Here is a 22357-nt window from a genome sequence, read left to right as displayed (position 1 = left end):
CGTCCGTCTCATACAAGTTTGGCAGGCGCCGGGGCGGTTGGCATGCAGCGGGACAAATATGGGCCGGGTAAAATATCATGCACAGCGGTCGCGGCGAGCTTCGAGAAAAATGCCTGCAAACACAACTCTGTTGCGGCACCACGGCATCACGCCGCGGCCAGACTCACATTCGCGCACTCCGGCTCCTGGCTCAAGAGCTGCAAAACTTCCCGGGACGTGGTGGCGGATAAAAGTTGCTCGCGGAAGGCATGGTTGCGAAGAAGACGGCAAAGTTGGGAGAGCACTTGCAGATAGAGGTTGGGGGCGTCTGCCGGCGTGCCGATCATGAAAATCAGTTGCACCCGATCTTGCGGCGTGGGCGTGAAGGGGATGCCGCGCTTGGCACGCGCCATGATGATGACGGGTCGATCCACGCAGCGTGTGCGGGCATGGGGCAGGGCAATACCGTGGCCCACGCAGGTGGGCTCGATCTCTTCGCGCGCAATCACTTCTTTGAGGAAGGTTTGAGGCTCGCTGACGATGTTGGCATGCGCCAGCTTTGAAACCATCGCGCGAAAGGCTTCGATCTTGCTCTCAGTGTTCAGATCCAGCAGGATCAGGCTTTCGGAAAGATATTCGGATAACCGCATCGGAAGTCTCTGACGTCCATTCATGAGAAAAAATCCTTAGTCCTTAAGTGTTTACTGCCTTCCTTGTTGGGGAGCCGTTCCTTTTGAACCGCTTGCGAACAAGCAATGCTCATGCCAGGGCTCAAGTGACAATCCTGTTATGGGGCTGCTTCAGGTGAAACATTTACTTGGCAATTTCTCAATGACGCGCGACTAAACCGGCAATATTGTTTCACTCTGAAGCAATGTCGCAGCGCATGGCAGGCGGCCGTTTTTTGCATGAAGTTGATTAAAAATTCAGCGGACGCACGCAGTGCCTGCCCTGGGCCGAAGACCGGCGGAAGAAGACGCCCGGCACCTGGCAACTCTGCAATTGCATTGTCCGGCCGATTTGGCTATATTGCACGAAATTTTTGACCAAGCTGCTCACCTTATCACAGGGGTCAGGTGGCGGTGATTGCAATTCTTCTCTCTCCCTCTATTTCCCCGCGCTTCGCGCTCCGGCGCCCGCCGGCTGCTATGGCCCGGTTGATCACGGCTGCGCTGTCCCTGCTGACAACGGCTTGGGCCGCTTCTCAAAACGAACGCAGCCTGGCGGAAGTCCTCGCCAAAGCGACACAGTTGCGGCAGGAAGGCAGTCCGCGTGCTGCCATCCGCACCTGTTTTCAGAAACATGCCGAGGGGCAACTGTTCGAGCGTGCCTCGTTGGCGCTGCAGGAGCGTTTCTTGTTCGAATACATCGATGCCTGCATGCACGCCGCCGACCGGCTGCCCCTACGCGAAGCCAGGATTTATCTGGAGGAGGCCATTACTGTGGCGCGGCGCTATCTGAAATGGTGCAGGGGTCCGGGCGCCGGCCTGGTGAACCAGTGGCGCCAGGAAGGCAGTGACCGCGAGCGCATTCCGGCAGTCACTTTCGCCCTGGGGATTGCACATAAACGACTGGCCGCCCAGCAGTCGGCACAGCGTCGTGCCCTGCTGGAGGCCTATGAGGAAATTGCCGCCCTCTCCGCGCATTTTTTCAGCCCGCGCTCGCTCGAGCTGTGGGAGGAAACACTGCGCATGTATCCCGCCTTTGTCCGCGTGGAAACAAACGATCGACGCATCCGGGAGCGCATCAAAAATGATCTCGAATATCGCGAGCGCTGGCAGGCCTATCAGAAATTTCTGGAGGCGTTTGAATCCGTGCCGCGCATGCGCACGCTGGCGCGTAACAAGCGCAAAATGGTTTTCACGCTCTTGCGGGAAAGCTGAACGCCGGCCCGCGATTGCAGGCGGGTGGCTGGTGTTGCTGCTGGCCTCGTCCCTGTGGTCGCAAACCTTGCCACCGCTGTGCCTGCATTTCGATCCGCCGGCGATGGCGACGGCCACTGATCCCATCTCCGCTCATCTGCTGGTGCGCAATGCCTCCTGCTCCCACTTGACGGTGTTGAGCACCACGATCGAGTTGCCGGAGGCCCTGACCGCCGGCAGCCGGCAGCGTGAAGTGCCGGTGGCGCACGGGACGTTTGATCTCGATCCCAATGGCAGCAAGGAGCTGCAAATCCGCGCGGCCGGGGTGGGACTGGGCGCAGCCTGGCAGCTTTTGTTTTATCGTCACCAAAAATACAGCGGCACCATCCGCATCAAATACGAGGTCGTGGGCGAGGCCAACCGTCCCGAGCACGTGGTCGAACTGCCCTTCTCTCTCAGCCCGCTGGGCACCTGGTGGGCAGTCGTGATGGGTGGAATTCTGGGTGTGATTGTGATCATGGGGTTTCGCTGGTTATGGGGGAGATATCGCAGCATGGCGGCGCCGGTTGCCCACCCGCCCCACTGGCTGACGTTTGGCGTGGGCAGCCTGGTGGTTCTGCTGGCCACTTTTCTTTTTCGCTTCACCGCAATGGAAATGCCCGAGTTGCCCATCGCTTTTCATGTGAGAGACTTTTATGGCGGGGTGTTGATCGGACTGGCGTTTGAACCGCTGGCCAAGTGGTTCTCCAATCTCATCAAGCCCGGGGGGAATTCTTGAAGTGCCGGCATGCCGTTTCGTCGGCGGTGCGACGACGGGCTGGTGCAGCCGCGTATCTGAAAGTTTTCGGGTGACAAAGCGCGTGCGGCGGCCCATTTGGCTGTGCCGGCCGGCGGGAAAACGGTATGAACACCCGCATTCTCAAGCGTATTCGCACAAAACTCGCGCGCCAGCGCCAAAACCTGCTGGAGTGGTGGCAAACGGCACCCCCTGCCAGGAAAAAAATCCGCACCGGCCCGGTGGCGGAAAGCGCGGTGCAGGCGCTCGCCAGAGCCGATGACCGGACCCTGGGTCTGTATGAAGTCTGCCACGAATATATCGAAGCCGACCGGCTGGCGATGGACTTCACCGCCTGTGTGTGCATCGATCACTATTCCGCCAGGCAACGCCGCGAACTAGAAGCCGAACTCGAACTTTCACACAAGGTGCAGAAGGCTCTGCTGCCCCGGGAGATTCCACAGCTTCCCGGCCTCGAGCTCGCAGCCTTCAGCCAGCCCGCAGCCCTCGTGGGCGGCGATTACTTCGATTTCTTTCGCTTCCGTGACGGCGCGCCCGGTCTGGCGGTTGACGATGTCATGGGCAAGGGCGTGCCCGCCAGCATGTTGATGGCCAATCTGCAGGCGGCCTTGCGCATTCTCGTGCCGGAAAGCGACGGACCGGCAGCGGTGATCAGGCGGCTGAACCGGCTATTCTGCCACAACGTGCATTTGATCAAATTCATCACCATCTTTTTGGCGCGCTTCGAGGCCGGCAGCCGGGTGCTGGCATATTGCAACGCCGGCCACAATCCGCCGTTGCTGCTGCGCGGCCGGGAGCAAGCCGGCCCGCCGCTGCAATGGCTGCAACCCACCGGCGCCGCCATCGGCCTGGCCAAAAGTTTCGACAACCCCGAGGCAGCGGTGACACCTGCCCCGGGTGATGTGTTCGTGGTTTACACCGACGGCGTCACCGAAGCGAGGAATCAGGCGCAGGAGGAATTTGGCGAAGATCGGCTGGCACAAACCATCGCACTGCTTCGCCACGCCCCGCCCCGGGACATGATCCGGGGAATGCGCCTGGCTTTGCGCGACTTCACCGGCAGGAAAGGCTTTGCCGATAAGGCTTTGCCGATGATGTGAGCATTGTAACCGGCAAAGTGAAATAGACCGCGCGCGGCGCGCCTCCCCCTGTGCAGCATGGCAGGGAACACGCAGGCGGGCGCCGGCTCAAATGATCCGGCAACGCCAATTATCGCATTATCTCCCACGTTTCACGATGCTGATTGCCGCCATGGCGCTGCTCGTCGCATTGACCCTGGGCTATGTTGGTGCCCTGCTCTGGCTGGCACGGGGACTGCGGGTGGCGCAACAATTCCACGGTAATGAACAGGCGCGCCCCGTCCCACCCGCGACGGCGTCCCCGCCCGCCGTCAGCGTCGTCGTTTGCGCCCGCAATGAAGAAGCGCATCTGCCCCGGTTGCTGGCGGATCTCGCACGCCAGGATTATCCCCCGGACCGCCTCGAATTTCTGCTGATCGACGACCGCTCCAGCGACGGCACCGGTGCATTGATGGCGGCCTTTACCACGCAGCACCCGAACGCCCGCCACTTGCGCATGCACGACACGCGGCCGGACTTTGCGCCCAAGAAGCGCGCCCTCGACCATGCCATTCGCCGGGCGCACGGTGATCTCATTCTGCTCACCGATGCCGACGCGCACGTGGGCCCAACCTGGGTGAGTGAAATGGCGGCGCAATTCCGGCCGGGCGTCGTCATGGTGTGCGGTTACTCGCCATATCATCCCCGCACGACCTGGCTGCAAAACATTCTGGCCCTGGAATATTTTTCGCTTGCCGCCGTGGCGGCCGGCAGCATCGGTGCCGGCCGGCCGCTCACCTGCACCGGCAGCAATTTCGCTTATCGCCGCGAAGCCTATCTCGCCATCGATGGCTTTGCAGGGATTGCCCATTTCGTCTCCGGCGACGACGATCTCCTGCTGCACAAGATGCACGCGCAGCGTCGCGGCCGCATCGCTTATGCCGGCCATCCCGCGGTTCAAACAGCGGTACGGCCGCCGGCTTCCTGGCGGGAGTTTCACGCGCAGCGCACGCGCTATGCCTCCAAGGGCCGGCATTATGAACCGGGCGTGACGCTGGGGCTGGTGGCAGTCTATCTGCTCAATCTCCTGCTGCTCACCGGCCTGCTGTCCTTCATGTTTGGCGCAAAAGCGCTGCCCGCTCTGGCGCTGCTCTGCGGCAGCGTCAAAGCGACCGGCGAATTCCTCCTGCTGCGCCGGGCAGCCGCCTGGTTCCAAGAGCAGGGTTTGCTGAAATATTTTGTCCCGGCTGCACTTCTGCATCCGCTCTATGTGGTCTATTTTGCCACGCGCGCGCCTTTTGCCAAATTCACCTGGCGCGGGCAAAGCTTTGCCACCACCACGGCGCATCAGCCGGTGGCCGCGCACCGTCCGCAACATGCCGGGTAAATCGCTGCCTGGCGCCGGCGCTTTCGTCTGCCGCTCCGGCAAGGCTGGATCGTTGCAAGCAAAGCGAATTTTACCCCACGGAATGCTGATCGTTTTCCGGGGAGTTCAGATTTTATGGGGGTAATCCCACGGTAACTCGTGGAATAGCGCAGGCATCCCCGCCTGCAGAGAAGAGATGCAATGCTGCCAACTTTTTCGCAGCGATAAAATTCAAAAGCCAAAACGCGAGGACGCGAAGCCGCAGGGGTTTCACCAAGAATAACCGTTCTGCCACGGTTTGACCGTGGCTTTCTCTTGCGATCCTGCGGTGGCTCTCTGACAGAATGCCACGGCCAGGCTGTGGCGGATCAAAAAGGGGACTGACCTGGCACCGTGAAGATTTTTAACCATGCCCATCCCAAAAGCACGAGGGAAAACCTGGTGGGCTGTGTGATTTTTGTGATGCTGAGGCTTGTTGTTCGGCAATTGCTGCAGAGAGACTCTTTGCGTGAGAGTTTTTTTGCTTTGTTTGAAAAATTAGTGACAATTAGACATCTTGTCTGCCGGCAGGTATTTTCGTGACAATTGCGGAGAAACCGCCATCTTTCCTCTCCCACGAAAATACACTCCCACGAAAATTTTTTTCGTCAGACTTCGCTTTCGCAGGCGGAGCTTTTTCCCAAAAAAACTTTTTCCATGAGCTTTCATTTTCGTGTGAGGGTTTTGGAGGGCTGCTGCCAACGCCGCCCTCGCCTGCTGTGTCGCCGCGGCGGAAGCGGTTGCGCTCCAGCGTAATGCCTCAATTACGTGCGGCGACTCAGCGCAGAGATCATCCTGTCCGCCGGCAGACTGGCAGCCTGCCGGCGTTTCCGTGGCAACACTGACCAAACCATACCTTCATTTTGCAATGACTTCTTTCCACGCTCACCATCCTGCGGCAGCGAAAAAGCAGCGGGTGATGCTCGTGCGCGCACTGTCGAAACTCGGCGTGTGCTCACGCCAGGAGGCACGGCGCGCCATTCGCGCCGGTCGCGTGCAGGTGAATGGCAAAACTGCACGCAACACCCTGTATTGGATCACCCTCGGCGAAGATCAAATCGTGTTCGATGGCCAGCCACTGACCACGGCGCAACCCTTGCGCTATTACATGCTGCATAAACCGCCGGGCTATGTCACCACCCGCCGCGACTCCTTCGGCCGGCCCACGGTTTTCGATCTGATGCCCATGGCGCAACCCGGGCTCGGCAACAGCTCTTCCGACAGGCCGGACGGCCGTGCATGGCTCTTTCCCGTCGGCCGGCTGGATTATGATTCGGAAGGCCTGCTGCTCTTCACCAACGATGGTCCTCTGGCAGACGCCATCGCCAGTCCCACCAGCCGCGTCGAAAAGGTCTACCGCGTTCTGTTGCATCGCGTGCCACCCGCAGCGGAACTGCGGCGCCTGGAAGAGGGCATTCTGCTCGACGGCCACCTGACGCTGCCGGCCAAGGTCGAACCTGATCCGGATTCCCAGGAGGGCCGCTGGCTGCGCATCACCATCCACGAAGGGAAAAACCGGCAGGTACGGCGCATGTTTGCCGCGGTCGGCAGCCGGGTCCTGCGCCTGCAGCGCATCCGCATTGGACCGCTCACTCTCGGCAACCTGTCCGCCGGCGAATGGCGGGAACTCACCACTGCCGAAGTGCAGGCCCTGCGCCGGGCAGTGGCGCAACCTCCTGAATGAGCAAACGCCGGGAACCTCCCTCCCAACCACAATCTGCGGAAAACCATGGTCTCTCGCCGGACGCCTGCATGATTGCACTCGAAATCACTCTGCTTTGCCTGTTCGGTGTGTATGCCCTTGTCTCCCTGCTGTTGCTGCGCGGCATTTTTGTACCAGCAACGGGAAAGAACGACACCAGCCGCAGAACCTGGCCGCGCGTCAGCGTTCTGGTTGCGGCCCGCAATGAAGAGCGGTATCTCGCCGCCTGCCTGCAAACCCTGGTGCAGTGCGACTATCCCGCGGAACACCTCGAAATCCTGGTGATCGACGACCGCTCGACGGATCGTACCCGTGAGATTGCCGCGGATTTTGCGCACCGCCACCCCCGGGTGCGAGTGGTTTCACTCACACAGCGGCTGGCGGGCATGTCCGGCAAAGCCAGTGCCCTGTGTCAGGGGCTGGCGCACGCCACCGGCGAAATCATTCTGGTCACGGACGCCGATTGCCTGGTGCCACCCACCTGGGTGGCAGCCCTGGTCCGCCATTTCACCCCGCAAACCGGCCTGGTCGGCGGCTTCACCCTGCTCAGCCCGTTTCACACGCTGCGGCCGGCGCAGGCGCCAGATCACTGCGGCAGCCGCGTGCAAACACTCGACTGGATGTTCCTGTTGGCCATCGGCGCCGGGGCAGCCGGCTGGGGCAGGCCGCTTTCGATTCTCGGCAACAACTTTGGCTTTCGCCGCCAGGCTTATGAACAAGTCGGCGGCTATCAGGCCATCGGCTTCACCATCATCGAGGATTTCGCCCTGATGCAGCGGATCGTCCGCACGACAGCATGGCGGGTGCGCTTTCCGCTGGATCCAGCCACGGCGATCTACTCTTTTCCACCGGCGAGCTGGCGGGAGTTTCTGCACCAGCGCCAGCGCTGGGCGGCAGGCGGCAAGGAAATGGGCCTGCCCGCCAAAACCCTGATGGGGATGGGCTTCAGCGTCCAGCTCGCGCTCGTGCTTGCCGCCGTGGTTTCGCCCGCGCTGCTCGCCGCCGGGCTGCTGCTCAAGCTGGGCAGCGATTTCGCCGTGCTGTGGCGTTGCGCCAGCGTGTTGCGGGCGCGGCCGCTGTTGCGCAGCTTTCTGCTTTTCGAGGGCTATTTTTTCCTCTACAGCTTTGTGCTCGCGCCCACCATCCTGCTGCCGGCCACGGTTCAGTGGAAGGACGTGCGTTACCGCTGGAATGTCCGGGGTCAAATCAAGAGTGTCGAGGAAATGCCCGGGGCGGCGCCCCGATGATGACGGCTTGCTTTGCAGTGCATCGCAACGAATGAGATGACATGCCCCATCTGCCCGGCTTTTGTGGTTTCGTGGCGGCCGTTGTTTTTGATTGTGACGGGATGATCCTGCCGGCCGCGCTGCTGTTTTTGCTCTATGCCGAGATTCACTATCGCTTCAAATTCACGCCCAGCCGGCTCTATCGCCGCCAGCCCGAGATTGTGGCGGATGTGCCGCAGCGCCTGGAGCCGCACACGCCCCTGCCGGTTTTATTGCTCGTCAAAGATGCCGGCCGCTTTCCCTGCGAGCTGCAATCGCTTACCGTCACGCTCCAGTTCGCCACGCCCGCAGCCAAATGCAACCAGCCCCTCACCCACAAGCTCACTCTCAACGAAATCATCACCGCGCCGCTGTGGTGGCGGGTGGTGCCGGTGCCCCTGCCTGCCGCGGCGCAGGGGCCGGCGCTGGTCACCATTACGATCGACTATCGCCTTGCCGGCCGGCAGCTTCGTTGTGTGAATGACAACTATGTCGGCACCAGCCATGCGCCCTTTCACCTGCTGCTCGCCGGCGAGCCGCTGCCCGCTCTGCCGGGCTATTGCCAGGGCGATCTGCACTGCCACAGCGATGCCACCAGCGACCAGGTGGAATTCGGCGCGCCCCTCGGCGCCTGCGCCGCGCTCGGCAAAGCCATGGGCCTGTCTTTCTGCGCCGTCACCGATCATTCTTATGATCTCGATGACTTCCCCGATGATTATCTGCACAACGATCCGGCGCTGCGCAAATGGCATGCGCTGCGCGCGGAAATCGCGGCGCACAATGCCGGTGCTTCCGGTTTTGTCATCATTCCCGGCGAGGAAGTCTCGTGCGGCAACGCGCAGGGCCGCAACGTGCACTTTCTCATTTTCAATCATTCCCGCTTCATTCGTGGCAGCGGCGACAGCGCCGAACGCTGGCTGCGCACCCGGCCTGAACACACCATCACAGAGGTGCTGGCCCAGCTCGAGCCGGACGCGCTCGCCTTTGCCGCACATCCCGCCGTGCCCCCGCCCGTGCTGGAGAAATGGCTGCTCGGCCGCGGTCATTGGCAGCATGCGGATCTGGCCCATCCACGGTTGAACGGCCTGCAGTTTTGGAACGGCGGGAAAAAGTGGGAGGAGGAAGGTCTGCAACAGTGGCGCGCACTGCTGCTGGCCGGTCGGCGCATTTACACCATTGCCGGCAGCGATGCCCACGGCAACTTCAATCGCTTCCGCCAGATTGCGTTCCCCTTTGTGAAAATGGTGGAACATCACCGCCATCTTTTCGGCAGTGTGCGCACCGCCGCCCTGCTCGAAGGCCGCCTCGGGCTCGATTCCCTGCTGGCCGCACTGCGCCTCGGCCGCGCCTGCCTGACCACCGGTCCGCTGCTCGATTTGCGCGTCATCGCTGCCACGGGCAGGCAAGCCCGTCTGGGCGATTACATACCGCTGGCATCCGGCAGGCTTCAAATCGCGGCGGTGAGCACGGCGGAATTCGGCAGCCTGGCGCAGGTGAGAATTTGGCGCGGCGATCCGGCGCAGCACCGGGAGGAAATTATTCATGAAGTGCAGCCGGCGGCGCGGACATTCACTTATCAGGCGGAAGTCCCGTTACCGCACACCGGCCGTGACTTCTACCTGCGCGCTGAAGCGCTCAGCGAGCGCACGCCGCTGCTGCCCGGGCAAAGCACATTTTGCCGGGCCTTGACCAATCCCATATGGGTCACGCCGGCGCATGCAGAAACGTGAGTATTTTGCTCTGCGAAGATGAGCTGCACGGCATATTTTCCGGCGAGGCAGCTCTGAACCACCGGGGATCACGCGAGGCGAATCAACTGAGAAAACGAATTGCACCGCCGTGCCAGCTCATGGCAGTCGTCAAAGCCGGACGGGTTTTCGGAAAATCATCAACTTTGTTGAGAGGGAGGTGCGCTCATGAAAAAGTTCGCTTTGCTGGCCGCAACGTTGGTTCTGCTGGTGATGAACGGCTGTCTCTTTGTCGAGGCCGTGGAGGTTCGCTTCCGGTTCTTTGGCAACGATCAGCCGCCGGAGGTGACACTGATCCATCACAATCTCTCGAGTGATGCCGAAAGCGCAACCAGATTGAAGGAAGATTTTGCAGACCTGCTTTCGAGCTGGCAGAGCAATGCGGATTCGCTCGAGCTGGCAGAAAAAGGATTCCAGCTCAAGAGTCAGCAGCTCTACCTGGAAGACGGCAAACTGCAAGCGCGCCGGCTGGCGGTTGTCACGGACAATCTGGCGGAGGCGCTGCGGGAAAGCGGGCAGAGCGCGGTCGCCGGTGAGTTGCTTTCCAACGACGAGAGAATGCTGGTGATCGACGCGAGCGAAGGCACCATCCCCGCGACCCATGCGAAAGCGTACAAGACCGGCAAGAACTTCGTGCTGACCTGGCCTGAGGAGATGCGGGAGATTTAATTGGAGTCAACACGTGCCGACCAATACCGAGGAATATCGACAGGCATGCCGCAATCGCCCGGCCTTTGTGAAGATGTTCCAGACGTTTCAGCAAGAGCAGGCAGCAGACGCGAACGAGCGTCCGTAAATCGCCCGGCGAAGAAAACCGGCGGCAGCGAGATGATGGCAGCGCGCGAGCCAACCGGCCTTGCACCGCTGGAACGATGCTGGTCGGAAATACTTCAGCGCAACAGCAAAAGCTTTTGCGTGGCAACCTGCCGGCGGCCGTGCGCCTCGGTGCGCGTCACGCGCACGAAATAAACGCCGCTGGCGGCCGGCGTGCCGGTTTCATCATTGCCCGTCCAGCGAAAGTACCGCGCCCCGCCCGGCAGCAGGCGGCGCAAAATCCGGCGGCCGGCGAGATCATAGATCATCACTTCGAAGGAGGTTGCAGGCGCCGGCGCGAACACAATGCTGGCGGCAAACGGCGGCTGGGTGGGTGAGAAAGGATTGGGATGGATATGGGACAAAGTGAAGCCGCGCGGCGTTGCGGGGGAAGAGGTGACCGCGCTGGTGGCTGCGGAGCGAACGGTTTTGGCCGCCACCAATGCGCCGAATTCATCCACGATCTCCAGCCGCACCGAATCGGCACCAAACACCGTCACACGGCCATAGGCATCATTGAAATTGCCGTTACTGCTGTTCTGCCCGCCCCCGTTCCAGATGTTGAAGCGGAACAATTCGAGCAGAAACACCAGCCGGGAATTCGATTGCTCGAGTGCGCCCGCCATCGCCTCCGGCAGCCCGGCATTGCTGCCATCGTCGATCGCCGCGGTGTGCGAGTCACCGCTGAGCACGATCACGTTTTTGATGTCATGCGCGGCGAGGAATTGCAGCAGCCGCTCCTGATCGGCGGGAAAGCCCACCCATTTGTCCGCCAAACCCAAACCGACGCGCAGCAGCGAGCCGGTGCCATAGCCCGGCACCGTGAGAATGCTGTCCTGCATGCTCACCGACAAATCGATCACCGGCCGCAGTCCGCGATTGAACGGCACGGTGGAGACCAGGAATTTCCAATCGGCAGTCGAGGCCTGTAATTCCCGAAACAGCCAGTCCATTTGATTTTCGCCGGGCACCTCATATCCGGCCAACATGGAATGCTGCGGGCCGGGCGCGAATTCGATGCTGTCGGTCACGGGATTGTAAACGAAGGCTTCGAGATTGGGGCGGCGCTGGGAACGCGTGTCGAGCATGAAAAAGTCGGCATTCCCGCAGGTGAATTTGTGCCAGATGCCGGCCTGGGGATTCGGCAGTGGATAGCCGGGGAAGTTCTCGCGGTAGGCGCGCAGGCTGTTCTCCCGCGCCACCGGCGGCACGGTGATGGTGCGCATGGAATCGTTGCGGGGATAACTGAGCGCCGAGGCATCGTCGTTCAAATAATCGTGATCATCATAAACATAATCGACCGGCGTGGTGCGCAGCACCTGCTGCAGCGCGTGCGTGGTGTCATACTTGGCGCGATAGCTCTCCTGCACGCGGCGCAGGTCGGCACTGAACACACGCTGCGGCTGGGCCGGTGAATCCGTCGTGTCAGGATAACACCAGTCGCCAATCTGCAGGAAAAAACGCAGATCATCATTCTTCATGGCCGTGAAGACGCGGCCGTCCCCGGGCTGCGGTTGCCGGCGCACGACGATGCACGAACCAAAGGCGAATTGAAATGGCGCGCGTCCGCCTTCCCGCGGAAAGGTTTTGAAGCGGCGCACTTCGCCGGCGGGTTGGCCGTTGATCCGCGTGCGATAGTAGTAGCGTTGATCGGACTGCAGACCGGAGAGTTCGAGCAGCGCGGCATAATCCCGCAGCGAATCGGTGTGCAGCGCGGCAGTGATGCGGGAGTCATTGAAATCCGGCGTCGTTGCGAGCTCAATGGCAACGGCAGCGGCCGGCACCACGCGCGCATAGAAGCGGGCAGATTGTGAAGTGACCGCGCCGACAAACGGGCCGTGGGTGAGGGTTTGCGCGGACAACGGCACCACGCAGACGGTTATCGCGACGAGCAACCCATGCGGCGGGCAGCGGCGCCATGCAGAAAGCAGAAAAACCGGGGATGGCATTTGGGCTTTCATCCTTGTTTTCGTCCGAAATCGCTGACTTTTCAACGACTGCGACTGCAATGGCCGGGCCGTGGCGTCAAAATCCCCGGGGTCTTCACCACCTCCGGCTTTGCAAGCCCCGCCTCAGCCGGGGTGAGAACGTTTTCCGACAGACAATCGGTATCGCAAAGCGGGATGGAAACCATGGTGGTCTGCACAGCGCATCGTGCCGCCGGGCCGGCGCATGGCGATTTTTTGTTTTCCAGGAGGAAGCCCGGACTTGCCTGGCATTCCGGGGAAATCCTTCCTGGCACCGGCATCGTCGCCCCGGCAATTTGGGCCCGGGGCTGCTGAAAATTGTTCCACAAAATGACATCATGCGGGCTGGTGAGCCCGGGGCTGTGTTGTGTCAGCGTGCAGGGGACAGAAAACGCTCAGGCCGGACGAAGGCATAGATGAAATCATCGATAGTCTGGCCGTCCTTGGTGGCGCTGCCGCGCAGCCGGGCTTCGCAGACATAGCCCGCCTTCTCCAGCACCCGCATCGAGGCCTTGTTCCATTCGAACACCATGGCCTGAATGCGACAGAGATCGAAATGTTCGAACATGTAGGCCGTCATCGCCCGCACCGCCTCGGTGGCGATGCCGCGGCCCCAAAACGCTTCGCCCAGCCAGTAGCCGATCTCGGCGGAGCGGCGATCGACATCATCTTTCAGCACGAAACCGATGCCGCCCGCGGCCTCGCCGGCTACCACGATCGCGAAATTGATGCAAGGATCTTGGGCGCCGGCAAATGCGATCCACGCCTCAGCATCGGCCAGGGTGTAGGGATGAGGAAAGCGATCGCGCACATTGCGCCAGATTTTGCGGTTGTTGGCGTGGCGCACCAGCGCGGCTTCGTCACCCGGTTGCCACGACCGAATGGTGCAACGTTCGAGTTTGAGCTCCATTGCTTTCTTCCAGCCGGTGCGGTTACCTGGGCAGAGTGGTTTTCACCAGCACGGTGCAGAGGGAGTCGGTGATGCTCTCGCGGACGATCGTGCCATTGGGCACAGTGCCTTGCAGCGAGCCGAAGGCAGTGGCATAATCATTCTTCTGCCATTCCAAAAGGTAGGCGGCCCAGCGGCTGGCGTCCAGCAGTGCGGCCTGCCGGGCTTTGCTTTGCGCCACTGCTGCCAGATTCTCACCGGGCGGAATCCTTCCGCGGCCGACGGTCCACAGCGTGCCGGCGGCGGCATCCATTGCGCGCGCGCCCAATTCGCGGCGCGCTGCGATCTCCTGCGGCTGTTGCATCACTTTTTCCTGAAGCTGCAGCAGGGCTTGCGCCGCAGCTTCATCAGGCACGCGCGCTTCCGGCGCCGAGGGCGCGCCTTCGCGCGGCGAAATGGCGCCGCCCGTTTCCGTCTCAGGCTGGCGCGGCGGGTTGCCGTTTTGGCAGGCCAGCAAGGCGAGCAGGGCAACGGGAAGGAGAAAGAATGATCGCATGAATGCAGCTCCTTGGTTCGACTTTTTCGAGATGAAGGATGCTGGCTCGGCGCAATGGCCATTCTACTTCCAACACAACACTGCTTTACTTCAATAGAAGTAGCGTCGAAAGCGGCAGCGAGATGATGCGCGGATCATCTGTCCCCGCCTCCTCACCGAGCGTGATCAGAAGGCCGAAAGGTGCGTTGTAGTGCGACTTTTCGAGAAAAGCACGCAAGCCGAGCGTGTCTTTGAAATCGATCTGCCGGCGGTACTTGACTTCCAACGGAATCCGCTGCTCGCCAACGGTAAGAATGAAATCGACCTCCGGTTCGGCGCCGCGTTCAGGAAAATGAGTGACACCGAGATTGACGATCGAGCGCAGGAAATAGCCGGCAACGCTTTCAGCAATTCGCCCGGCCAAATCAGCAAGATGCGGAGATCGTTCCAATGCCGCAGGTGCGAGCGGTACGGTTTCTTGCAGCCAGGCGGCACGCAGAGCGTGATCGCACAGACAGAGCTTTGGCGCTCCCCTCTTCTTCTTTAAACGCAACTCATGGGGTTCGATCAAGCGCAACAGCAGCGTGCCGTCCAGAAACTTTAGATAGGCCAGCACGCGTTGCGGCCCAATATTCGCATGCAAGCTCTGGCGCAATTCCGTCAGGTAGAGGGCTTGCGACGGTGCCTGACCGGCATAGCGGCAGGCCAGGCGAAACACTTCTGCAAGCAGATGTTCATCACGTCGCTGGCCGCGCAGTCCCATCCTGAGATCATGCTGAATGGCGCGGCGGATGACGGTTTCGTTGAGGTGATCCGCGAGTTTTTCCCAAAGCAGTTCGGTGCGGCCGTGGGCCACGGGATAGGCGCCGCGCTCCGAGAAAGCCGTGAAAGCAAGACGCCGGAACTCGTGGTGCTGCTCGCCAAAGCGGCGCAACTCCTGCCAGAAGCCTTTTTCCTTGAGCGCTGCCAGGCCGTTGTCAGGAAGAAATGCCGCAACATCTCCGAATGCTCTCATGTGACCGATCTCGCGCAGAAACAGCGGCCCCATGTCCAGCGTGGTGATGCGTCCCGCCAGGCTGTCCCTGCCGGCCTCAATGCGGAGAGCAGAGCTGCCCGTCACCACCATCCGCACCGGCTGCATATCCACCAGGTGTTTCAGTTGCGGCGCCCAATCCGAGAGGTTCTGAACTTCATCCAGGAAAATGAGCGCCTGCTCGCCGTCCCATGCGGCCTGATTCAGGCTCTTCCCTAGTACCGAGTCGGCATACCAACGCACCAGGGTGAGTATCGGTTCGTGCAATCGTTGCAGTTGCGGCAACTCATCGAATTGCACGCGGAAGATGCGCGAGGGAGCGATTCCTTCATCGAGCAGAGCTTGAATCATCTGGTTGATCAGCGTGGTCTTGCCAACCTGGCGCGGGCCGCGCAAAACAGTGATCGGCGCAACACCATTCTTGAGATGGGTGAGAACCGGTGTAAAAGCCCAGCGCCTGGTCGCCGGCAGGCCAAAAATCCGCTCGCCGCGCCACCAGGGATTGTCCTCTCGCAAGGTGGCTTCCAAGTCAGCAGAGAGCGAAGAAAACAGAGTTTGTTGTTTCATGGGAGTTAGAAAACTTCCTGGCACTGAAGCGCTGACTTGCTGCAATTATCCTGCTTGCCTGTAGGCCGCAGCGAACTCGCGAAATGCCGAAAACGCCACCGCGTGCTTCACAGGATTCCTTCAGAATGACACAGGAAATCACTTGTGCAAGTCAAGACTGCAAGGCACTAGCGCATCGTCGTCTGCGGCGCCGCGGGCGGCTTGGGCAGATCCTTGCGCGGCAACTTTTCGTCGCGCATGGCGGCATGATAGACGAATGTTGCCATCACCACGGAAGCTTGCATCAAATCGCCGGCCTGCAGGTGATCGTAAACATCCATGTTGGAATGATGTGTGCGCGTGCTGTATTCCATCGGATCCTGAATGAACTGAAAGCCGGGGAGACCCACGGCCTCGAAGGCCAGATGGTCGGTGCCGCCGGTGTTGCGAATGGTGAGCGTGGTTGCGCCCAGGTCCTCCAGCGGCTTCAGCCAGGCGGCGAAGATCGGCCGCACCATTTCGTTGCCCTGCAAATACACGCCGCGAATCTTGCCGGTGCCGTTGTCGAGATTGAAGTAGGCTGACAGCTTTTCGTGGGCGGGGGTGAAGCGCATGGTTTCGGGATCGCCGAAATGCTTTTTCACGTAGGCGCGCGAGCCGAGCAGGCCCTGCTCCTCGCCGCTCCACAGGGCGATGCGGATGGTGCGGCGCGGCTGCACCTCGAGCGCACGCAGAATGCGCACCGCCTCCATGGCCACGGCACAACCCGCGGCATTGTCGGTGGCACCCGTGCCGGCATGCCAGGAATCGAGATGGCCGCCGAGCATCACGATTTCATCCTTGAGTTTTTTATCGACGCCGGGGATTTCCGCCACGGTGTTGTATGCCAGCGAATCGGCATCGTGGAATTTGTTTTCGATCTGCACGGACAGCTTCACGGCAATGCCTTTTTCCAGCAGACGGACGATGCGGTTGTAGTGCTCCGCCGCCATCACCAGCGCGGGCAGCTCGGGTGGCGCCCCCATCGCGCGGTTGCCACCGCCCTGCACGAAAACGGTGCCGTAGTCACCCTTGCGACTGGGCTGCACCAGCACCAGTGCGCCTTCCTCCTTGAAAAAGCGTGCGGCCTTGTCGCGCAGCTCCCGCTGCCGGCGATATTCTTCACGGCGCGCCTGCCAGTCGGAGCGGCCACCCGGCATTTCCATTTGCGCCAGCTCAGCCAGCTCGGTTTCATCGTGGCGGTCGCCTTCGGGCTTGTCATGAAATGTGATGGCCGCCGCGGGCCGCGTGAACACGATCGCACCGCGCAGCTTGCCGCGATATTTCGCGAAATCCGCCTCGGATTCGACACTGGCATGCACCACGTCCGCCGTCACCACGCCGGCGGTGCTGCCGGTCCAGGCCTCGGGATAGGCAAGCAGCGGGGCGTAATGCGGAACGATCATCTCCACCACACATTTCTCCATTGTCCAGCCGCGACCAAAGGTGCCCCAACTCTCCAGCGTGGCGTTGGCGAGGCCCCATTCCGCCAGTTTTTTCGCCGCCCATTCGCCGGCGGCCTTCAGATTGGGCGAGCCGGTGAGGCGCGGGCCATGCACATCGGTGAGATAAAAAACCGTCTCCATTACTTTGGAATTATTGAGACCCTCGGCCTTGATACGGCTGACCATGCGCAGATCGACATTTTCCTGCGCCCACAGCAGCCTCGGGCCGTAAAGCGCCAGCCACACAAAAACGGCAAACGTTTGTCGCATCGTTCACTCCTGCTTGATTGGGGGTGATGAGTGCACTGCACTTCGGATTGGCGGAAAATACAAAATGGGGCCATCCCTGGCGAGAGTTTTTTCACCACTGGTGGTGGTTGGCGGCCTTTTCAGGGCCCGCACGCACGCACTGAGTTTTCGCAACGACTCTTGCTGCAACGGCCTGCATTCTCTCACCCTCCCCGGTTTCTTCACGACCTCCGGTTTTAAGAAAGCCGGGCACGGGCAAAATTGGAACATCCTGGGCTAACACTTTTTCAATCCACTCAGGCCGGTTGTTCGTAGCTACGAGTGACACGAGGGCAGCGCGCAGGGTCAGGCGGGTTGTGCGTTTGACCGCCGGCTGCCGTCCCTCTGGCAGGTTTACAGGCCCGTATTCCTGAGATAATTTTCTCTGCCTTTAATCACCACCGTTCATCGCAAAAGGAAAATGCATGAAGATGAAAAGGATCACGGCCCTGCCGGCCGCGTTGCTGGCTGCCGCACTTTTTCTCGCCGCCTGTCAAAACGATTCCAGCATCACCAATGCGCCTGTGACGGACGACCACACCGCCGGGCTGCAAAAAGGCAGTGACTTCGAGCAGGACAATGGTTCGCATGATATCATCTACGCGGTCACCGCGGCCAACAGGCTGTTGAAATTCAGCAGCCACCAGCCCGACAAGATTCTTTGGCAGGAACGGGTCACCGGTTTGCAATTTGGTGAAGTTCTGCTCGGCCTCGATTTCCGTCCGGCAAATGGCAAGTTGTATGCAGTCAGCAGCAACAGCAGGTTGTATGTGATCGATCGGCACACCGCAGCGGCCACTCCGGTCGGCGCGCAGCCCTTTTCACCGGTGCTGGAGGGCACTTCGTTCGGCTTCGATTTCAACCCCACCGTCGATCGCATCCGCCTGATCAGCAATACCGGTCAGAATTTGCGGCTGCATCCCGATCTGGGTACGGTGGTCGCAGTGGACGGCAGGCTGGCCTATGCCGGCGGCGACCGCAACGCCGGTCGGCAGCCTGCTGCGGTGGGTGCTGCCTACACCAACCCGGACAATGATCCGGCGACGGGCACGACGCTTTACGATCTCGACGCGGCAACCGATGTCCTGACCATTCAAAATCCGCCGAATAACGGCGTGCTGAACACAATCGCCCCGCTCGATCGCAATATCAATTTGCTGACCGGCTTCGACATTGGGCCCTCCGGCTCGGCCTACGCCGTGCTGTTCGATCGCAGCAGCCGCGGCAATGCCAAACTGGTGAGAGTGGATCTTGCCACCGGCCGCTTGCACACTCTCGGCCGTATCGACAAGCGCCTGCCGATCACCGCCATGGCTGTGCAAGTTCCCTGATCCTCACGTCCCTTCCCTGCGATCATCCCGACAAACACCGGGACGTGAAACGAGCGCGGGCGGGTTGCAAAATCCGCCCGCTGCTGTTTGGGAAAGCCGGCAAACCTGACAGTGTCATTTACTTTTTTCCGAACAAAGCCTCCGCGCCGGAACGCGGAGGGCTGTCGATTACAAGAAGAAGACGAGGATGGGGGAGCACTCCTGCGGAACGCCCGACGGTGGCGTGTGCTTCTTCCAGCCGGCAAGTGCCGTGTGTTGCTTGATTGCGGCATCGTGACATCATGAGTCCATCCTGCTGCTCTCTCAAGGGAAATACCGGGGCGGGTTTTGCAACGTGCTTTTCCGGCCAAACGCCGGACAAGATTTTTCCTCGTCCTGCCGGGAAACCGGCCCAATGCTGCCTACTTTTTCGAAGCCATAAAATCCAAAAGCCAAAAGCCAAAATACGCAAGGATGCGAAGCCGGAGGGATTGTCGCAAACAATGACCGTTGCGCCGCGGTTTGACCGCGGCCTTGTTTTGCAATCCCCCAGAGGCGCTCTGCAGGAATGCCACAGCTTAGCCGTGGCAGATCAAAAAGGGGGCGGAACTGTCACGGCGAAGATTTTTGACCCACGCAATCCACCAAGCGCATGAGGGAAACTTGGTGGCCTGTGTGATTTTTGAGGCGCTGGGGGGTTGTTGTTTGGCGATTGCTGCGGAAAAACTCTTTGCGTGAGAGTTTTCTGTTTTGCTTGAAAAAGCAGTGACGTTGGGGGAACCGGCCTGCCCGATGAAAAAAGAGGGATCATCGGAATTTTGCGTACATTTTGCGACAACAAGATGAAAAGAATCGCAAAATCAGTTCAGGGCCTTCTCTGCTGAGAGCCACTTGCCCCAACTTGATAGCGAACGGCCCAACCCCGCCAAGGGTGAAATGGCTGTAGTAATTGCCAACACCTCCAACTTCAAACTCCTTGAGGAGTGACCTGTAACGGCGTTTGCCTTCAATTCAAGATGAGGTCAATGAGGAGGCACGATACACATGTCACCCCGCTGGGGTTTCATTTCGGCGAACGGCACTTCGCTATAAACATCTCCATCCTAGCGGAGTTCATCAGATGCAAAGAACAGTCATGTGGCCATGTACGCTTGAGTCGGATGATCTAAAAAAAGTGGCGGTTGACCCCGGCTCTGCAATGGCCTGGCCGTGGCCTGGAACGACACACAAAACTTTTGCAAGCCGTGGCCGAACTGTCATGCAAAAGATTGCTGTGAGCTGTCACCAATCCACCCGCATGGTGAATGCGGCCTGCCGGCGGTGGCTGGTCAGGCCCGTCACGAAGCCGGCATTTTTTGCGGCCTCCCACTCCAGCTCAATCCCCAAATAAACATCCCGTCGGATTTGATTCTCCAGGGCGAGGTTGCCGTACAGCGTCGTGATCACCGTTCCTTTCAGGAAGCCCTTGGCATTGCCGTCTTCCGGCCGGTGGGCGCGGAACAAATCGCCGCGGCCGGTGCGCTGCCAGTGCAACCGGCCAGTGGCTTGCAGATCGCGATGCGGTCGCCAGCCGAGTGCCAGCGTGAGACGATCGGCATTTGGACCGAAGCGGCTGCCCAGGGCTTCGCCATCCTGCTCGTAAACGTTTTGGGGAAATTCGTGGGTGTAAACGAAGGGATCGACACGGCTGTACTCCAGACGCAGGTCGGCACTGCGCCAGCCCAATGGCCGCGTCCAGAAAGCGCCGGCGAGCCAGGCAAGTTTGTTGCCAAAATAGGTGCCGAGCGGAAATTCCAAACTCAAATCGTCGATGAAGCTTTCGCCGTAGAGCTTCAGCCCCGGCCGCGGAAACCACGCGAAGTCGAGGGTGAGCACGTTGTTGTCCCTGTCACCCAGGAGATGCTCGGCGGCGTGATAGAGCATGAGTGGATTGAGGTACTCGAACTCGGCGCCGCGGCTGCCATAGATCACGGTTTCTCCAACGGCGCAAAGGAAAGTGGGGAGGGGCATGATCTCCAGGCGGTGCGCCGCCAGAAACTTGCGCTGTGCCGCGCGCAGGCTGGCGTGGACGAACACAAAGCGAAACCTGCGCCAGCGGGAATCCAGCCGCACGAGATCGAAGGGTTGATTTTCGCGATTGAGGGCAAGCTGCGTAAGCGGACTGACACCCCAGGCGAACTGATTGCGGCCGGCTTCGATTTCAAACCAGGGCAGTTGCAGCCGGGCATAAGCGATCGCCGTCTCGCGGAAGGCTGACCCCCCGGAAAGCACGAGGGGCTGGCCGCGACCGGGTGTGAACACCTCCGCGGAATCCGGCGCACCGCGCTCCATGCTGTTGCTCACTTCCACCGCCAGCAACAAGCGCGGCGGGAGCTGGGCGCGCAGGCGGCCGCCGGCGCGCGTGCGTGAAATGTCCAGATCTTGCCCGGCGCTGTCACCGCGCTGGAATGCGAAGCGTTGCATGCCGAAGACATCGACGAAGAGGCGGGCACCGCGTTCTTCATGGCGCCAGAAATGGCGCTCCGCACCGGCGGGCGGTGTTGCGCCGGCAACCGGATCCGTGAATTCCGCGAGATATTGTTCCAACAGGGCTTGATCGGCCCGCGAGAGTTGCAGGTTGGCGCTGCGCGCCGCCAGCAGAATTTGCCGCACCTGCTCGCGATCCACCGGAATCACATGTAAAGCGAGACTGTGTTGCGGGAGATCGGCGGCCAGTTTTTCCAGAAAGGGATAAACGGTGTGATAAAGGGGAACGGCGGCGGACTGGGCATGCAGAGCGGCATTGCCCGTCAGCCAGAGGGAAAAACTCAAAGCCATGACGGCCAGCTTCAACCTCTGCCTGCTTCGCACCACCTGCTCCTGCCGGCGGGCGGTGAGTGCAGCGGCACCGGGCGTGCGACCGCGGTGGTGTGCCCGCGATACCGGCCGGCTGTCAGAAAGAGATGCCAAAAAACGAGCCTGCTGTTTGTGATGACCGGGATGCGGCCGGCGCACCGCTGAGATCGCAATTGGGCAGCGGCGCGAACGTGAAACCGTGTTCGAGCAAAACCGGCAGCGCGACGCGCAGGGCAGCGGCGGTTTTGCCGGCGCAGGCGTGGCCATCGTGCAGCACGATGATGCTGCCGGCGGTGGTGTGGCGCACGAGACAATCAGCGATCTGTGCGGCGCTGCGCTCGGGACGGAAATCCCACGGCAACACCTGCCACAGCACGATTTGATGATCGTGCCTGCGCGCATAGCGCGTCAACGACGGCCCGAATGCGCCATAGGGCGGCCGGAACAGGCGCACGGCGGTGCCCGCCAGATCTTCGAGAAGTTTGCGGGTGGGTTCCAGCTCGGCAGCAAACACGCGCGGCCCCCGCCAGCGCAGATTGGGATGATTCCAGGTGTGATTGCCGAGGCGATGGCGCGCGGCGAGACGCTGCACCAGCCCGGGGTGACGCTGTGCCCGCTTGCCAATGAGGAAGAACGTGGCGCACAGTCCAAACTCCTCCAGCACGTCGAGAATCAGGGGCGTGCGTTCGGGATGCGGGCCATCATCGAAAGTCAGATAGACGCGATTGTGCGAGGCCGGTGCGCGACACCACAAGCGCGGCAACATTCGCACGAGAAATTCGGGCATGCGCTCGAAGCGCTTGAAAAAGAATTGCGTCACGTTGTTCCCGTGGTTGAAGAGC

At 60.8% G+C, this 22357-nt stretch carries 17 protein-coding genes; 9 read left to right on the top strand and 8 right to left on the bottom strand.

Annotated features, from left to right (window positions below; genetic code table 11):
* Window positions 1–146: 146 nt before the first annotated feature.
* Window positions 147–629, bottom strand: coding sequence for a PTS sugar transporter subunit IIA (locus ONB52_06815; GenBank protein MDZ7415860.1), 483 nt, complete (start codon window positions 627–629; stop codon window positions 147–149).
* Window positions 630–1127: 498 nt separating this feature from the next.
* Here ONB52_06815 and ONB52_06810 point away from each other — a divergent pair, with 498 nt between their 5' ends.
* The 8 genes from ONB52_06810 to ONB52_06775 all read left to right on the top strand — a co-directional run bounded on the left by ONB52_06810 (window position 1128) and on the right by ONB52_06775 (window position 10484).
* Window positions 1128–1862 (top strand): hypothetical protein, encoded by a 735-nt coding sequence (locus ONB52_06810; protein ID MDZ7415859.1) that lies wholly within the window; start codon window positions 1128–1130, stop codon window positions 1860–1862.
* Between the two features lie 31 nt (window positions 1863–1893).
* Window positions 1894–2619 (top strand): hypothetical protein, encoded by a 726-nt coding sequence (locus tag ONB52_06805; protein ID MDZ7415858.1) that lies wholly within the window; start codon window positions 1894–1896, stop codon window positions 2617–2619.
* Between the two features lie 125 nt (window positions 2620–2744).
* Window positions 2745–3737, top strand: coding sequence for a PP2C family protein-serine/threonine phosphatase (locus tag ONB52_06800; protein MDZ7415857.1), 993 nt, complete (start codon window positions 2745–2747; stop codon window positions 3735–3737).
* Window positions 3738–3828: 91 nt separating this feature from the next.
* Window positions 3829–5082, top strand: coding sequence for a glycosyltransferase (locus ONB52_06795; protein ID MDZ7415856.1), 1254 nt, complete (start codon window positions 3829–3831; stop codon window positions 5080–5082).
* Window positions 5083–6019: 937 nt separating this feature from the next.
* On the top strand, window positions 6020–6784 hold the full coding sequence (locus tag ONB52_06790; protein MDZ7415855.1) for an rRNA pseudouridine synthase: 765 nt from the start codon (window positions 6020–6022) through the stop codon (window positions 6782–6784).
* 68 nt (window positions 6785–6852) lie between these two features.
* Window positions 6853–8049 (top strand): glycosyltransferase, encoded by a 1197-nt coding sequence (locus ONB52_06785; protein ID MDZ7415854.1) that lies wholly within the window; start codon window positions 6853–6855, stop codon window positions 8047–8049.
* A 41-nt stretch (window positions 8050–8090) separates the two neighbouring features.
* Complete coding sequence (locus tag ONB52_06780) at window positions 8091–9797, top strand: CehA/McbA family metallohydrolase (protein MDZ7415853.1); 1707 nt, start codon at window positions 8091–8093, stop codon at window positions 9795–9797.
* A 186-nt stretch (window positions 9798–9983) separates the two neighbouring features.
* Window positions 9984–10484 (top strand): hypothetical protein, encoded by a 501-nt coding sequence (locus ONB52_06775; protein ID MDZ7415852.1) that lies wholly within the window; start codon window positions 9984–9986, stop codon window positions 10482–10484.
* Between the two features lie 221 nt (window positions 10485–10705).
* On the opposite strand, the gene ONB52_06770 is transcribed toward ONB52_06775, so the two are convergent.
* The 5 genes from ONB52_06770 to ONB52_06750 form a co-directional block, all read right to left on the bottom strand.
* Complete coding sequence (locus tag ONB52_06770) at window positions 10706–12577, bottom strand: alkaline phosphatase D family protein (GenBank protein MDZ7415851.1); 1872 nt, start codon at window positions 12575–12577, stop codon at window positions 10706–10708.
* 388 nt (window positions 12578–12965) lie between these two features.
* Window positions 12966–13505 carry a GNAT family N-acetyltransferase gene (locus tag ONB52_06765; protein MDZ7415850.1) on the bottom strand — a complete coding sequence of 180 codons (540 nt, stop codon included), beginning with the start codon at window positions 13503–13505 and terminating at the stop codon, window positions 12966–12968.
* Between the two features lie 22 nt (window positions 13506–13527).
* Window positions 13528–14040: a hypothetical protein gene (locus tag ONB52_06760; GenBank protein MDZ7415849.1), complete on the bottom strand. Its 513-nt coding sequence runs from the start codon at window positions 14038–14040 to the stop codon at window positions 13528–13530.
* An 85-nt stretch (window positions 14041–14125) separates the two neighbouring features.
* Window positions 14126–15619, bottom strand: a complete 1494-nt coding sequence (locus tag ONB52_06755; GenBank protein ID MDZ7415848.1) for an AAA family ATPase — start codon at window positions 15617–15619, stop codon at window positions 14126–14128.
* A 167-nt stretch (window positions 15620–15786) separates the two neighbouring features.
* Window positions 15787–17352, bottom strand: coding sequence for a M20/M25/M40 family metallo-hydrolase (locus ONB52_06750; protein MDZ7415847.1), 1566 nt, complete (start codon window positions 17350–17352; stop codon window positions 15787–15789).
* A gap of 443 nt (window positions 17353–17795) precedes the next feature.
* On the opposite strand from ONB52_06750, the gene ONB52_06745 reads away from it, so the two are divergent.
* Window positions 17796–18701, top strand: coding sequence for a DUF4394 domain-containing protein (locus ONB52_06745; protein MDZ7415846.1), 906 nt, complete (start codon window positions 17796–17798; stop codon window positions 18699–18701).
* 1260 nt (window positions 18702–19961) lie between these two features.
* Here ONB52_06745 and ONB52_06740 read toward each other — a convergent pair.
* Window positions 19962–21629: a capsule assembly Wzi family protein gene (locus tag ONB52_06740; GenBank protein ID MDZ7415845.1), complete on the bottom strand. Its 1668-nt coding sequence runs from the start codon at window positions 21627–21629 to the stop codon at window positions 19962–19964.
* The gene (locus ONB52_06735; GenBank protein MDZ7415844.1) at window positions 21613–22335 is read right to left on the bottom strand and encodes a polysaccharide deacetylase family protein; all 723 of its coding nucleotides are present in this window, start codon (window positions 22333–22335) and stop codon (window positions 21613–21615) included. Before ONB52_06735 ends, ONB52_06740 begins: the two co-directional genes overlap by 17 nt.
* Window positions 22336–22357 lie beyond the last annotated feature (22 nt).

The organism is candidate division KSB1 bacterium (assembly GCA_034506255.1).
GTDB lineage: Bacteria > Zhuqueibacterota > Zhuqueibacteria > Zhuqueibacterales > Zhuqueibacteraceae > Coneutiohabitans > Coneutiohabitans thermophilus.
This window is presented reverse-complemented; position numbering and strand designations above follow the sequence as displayed.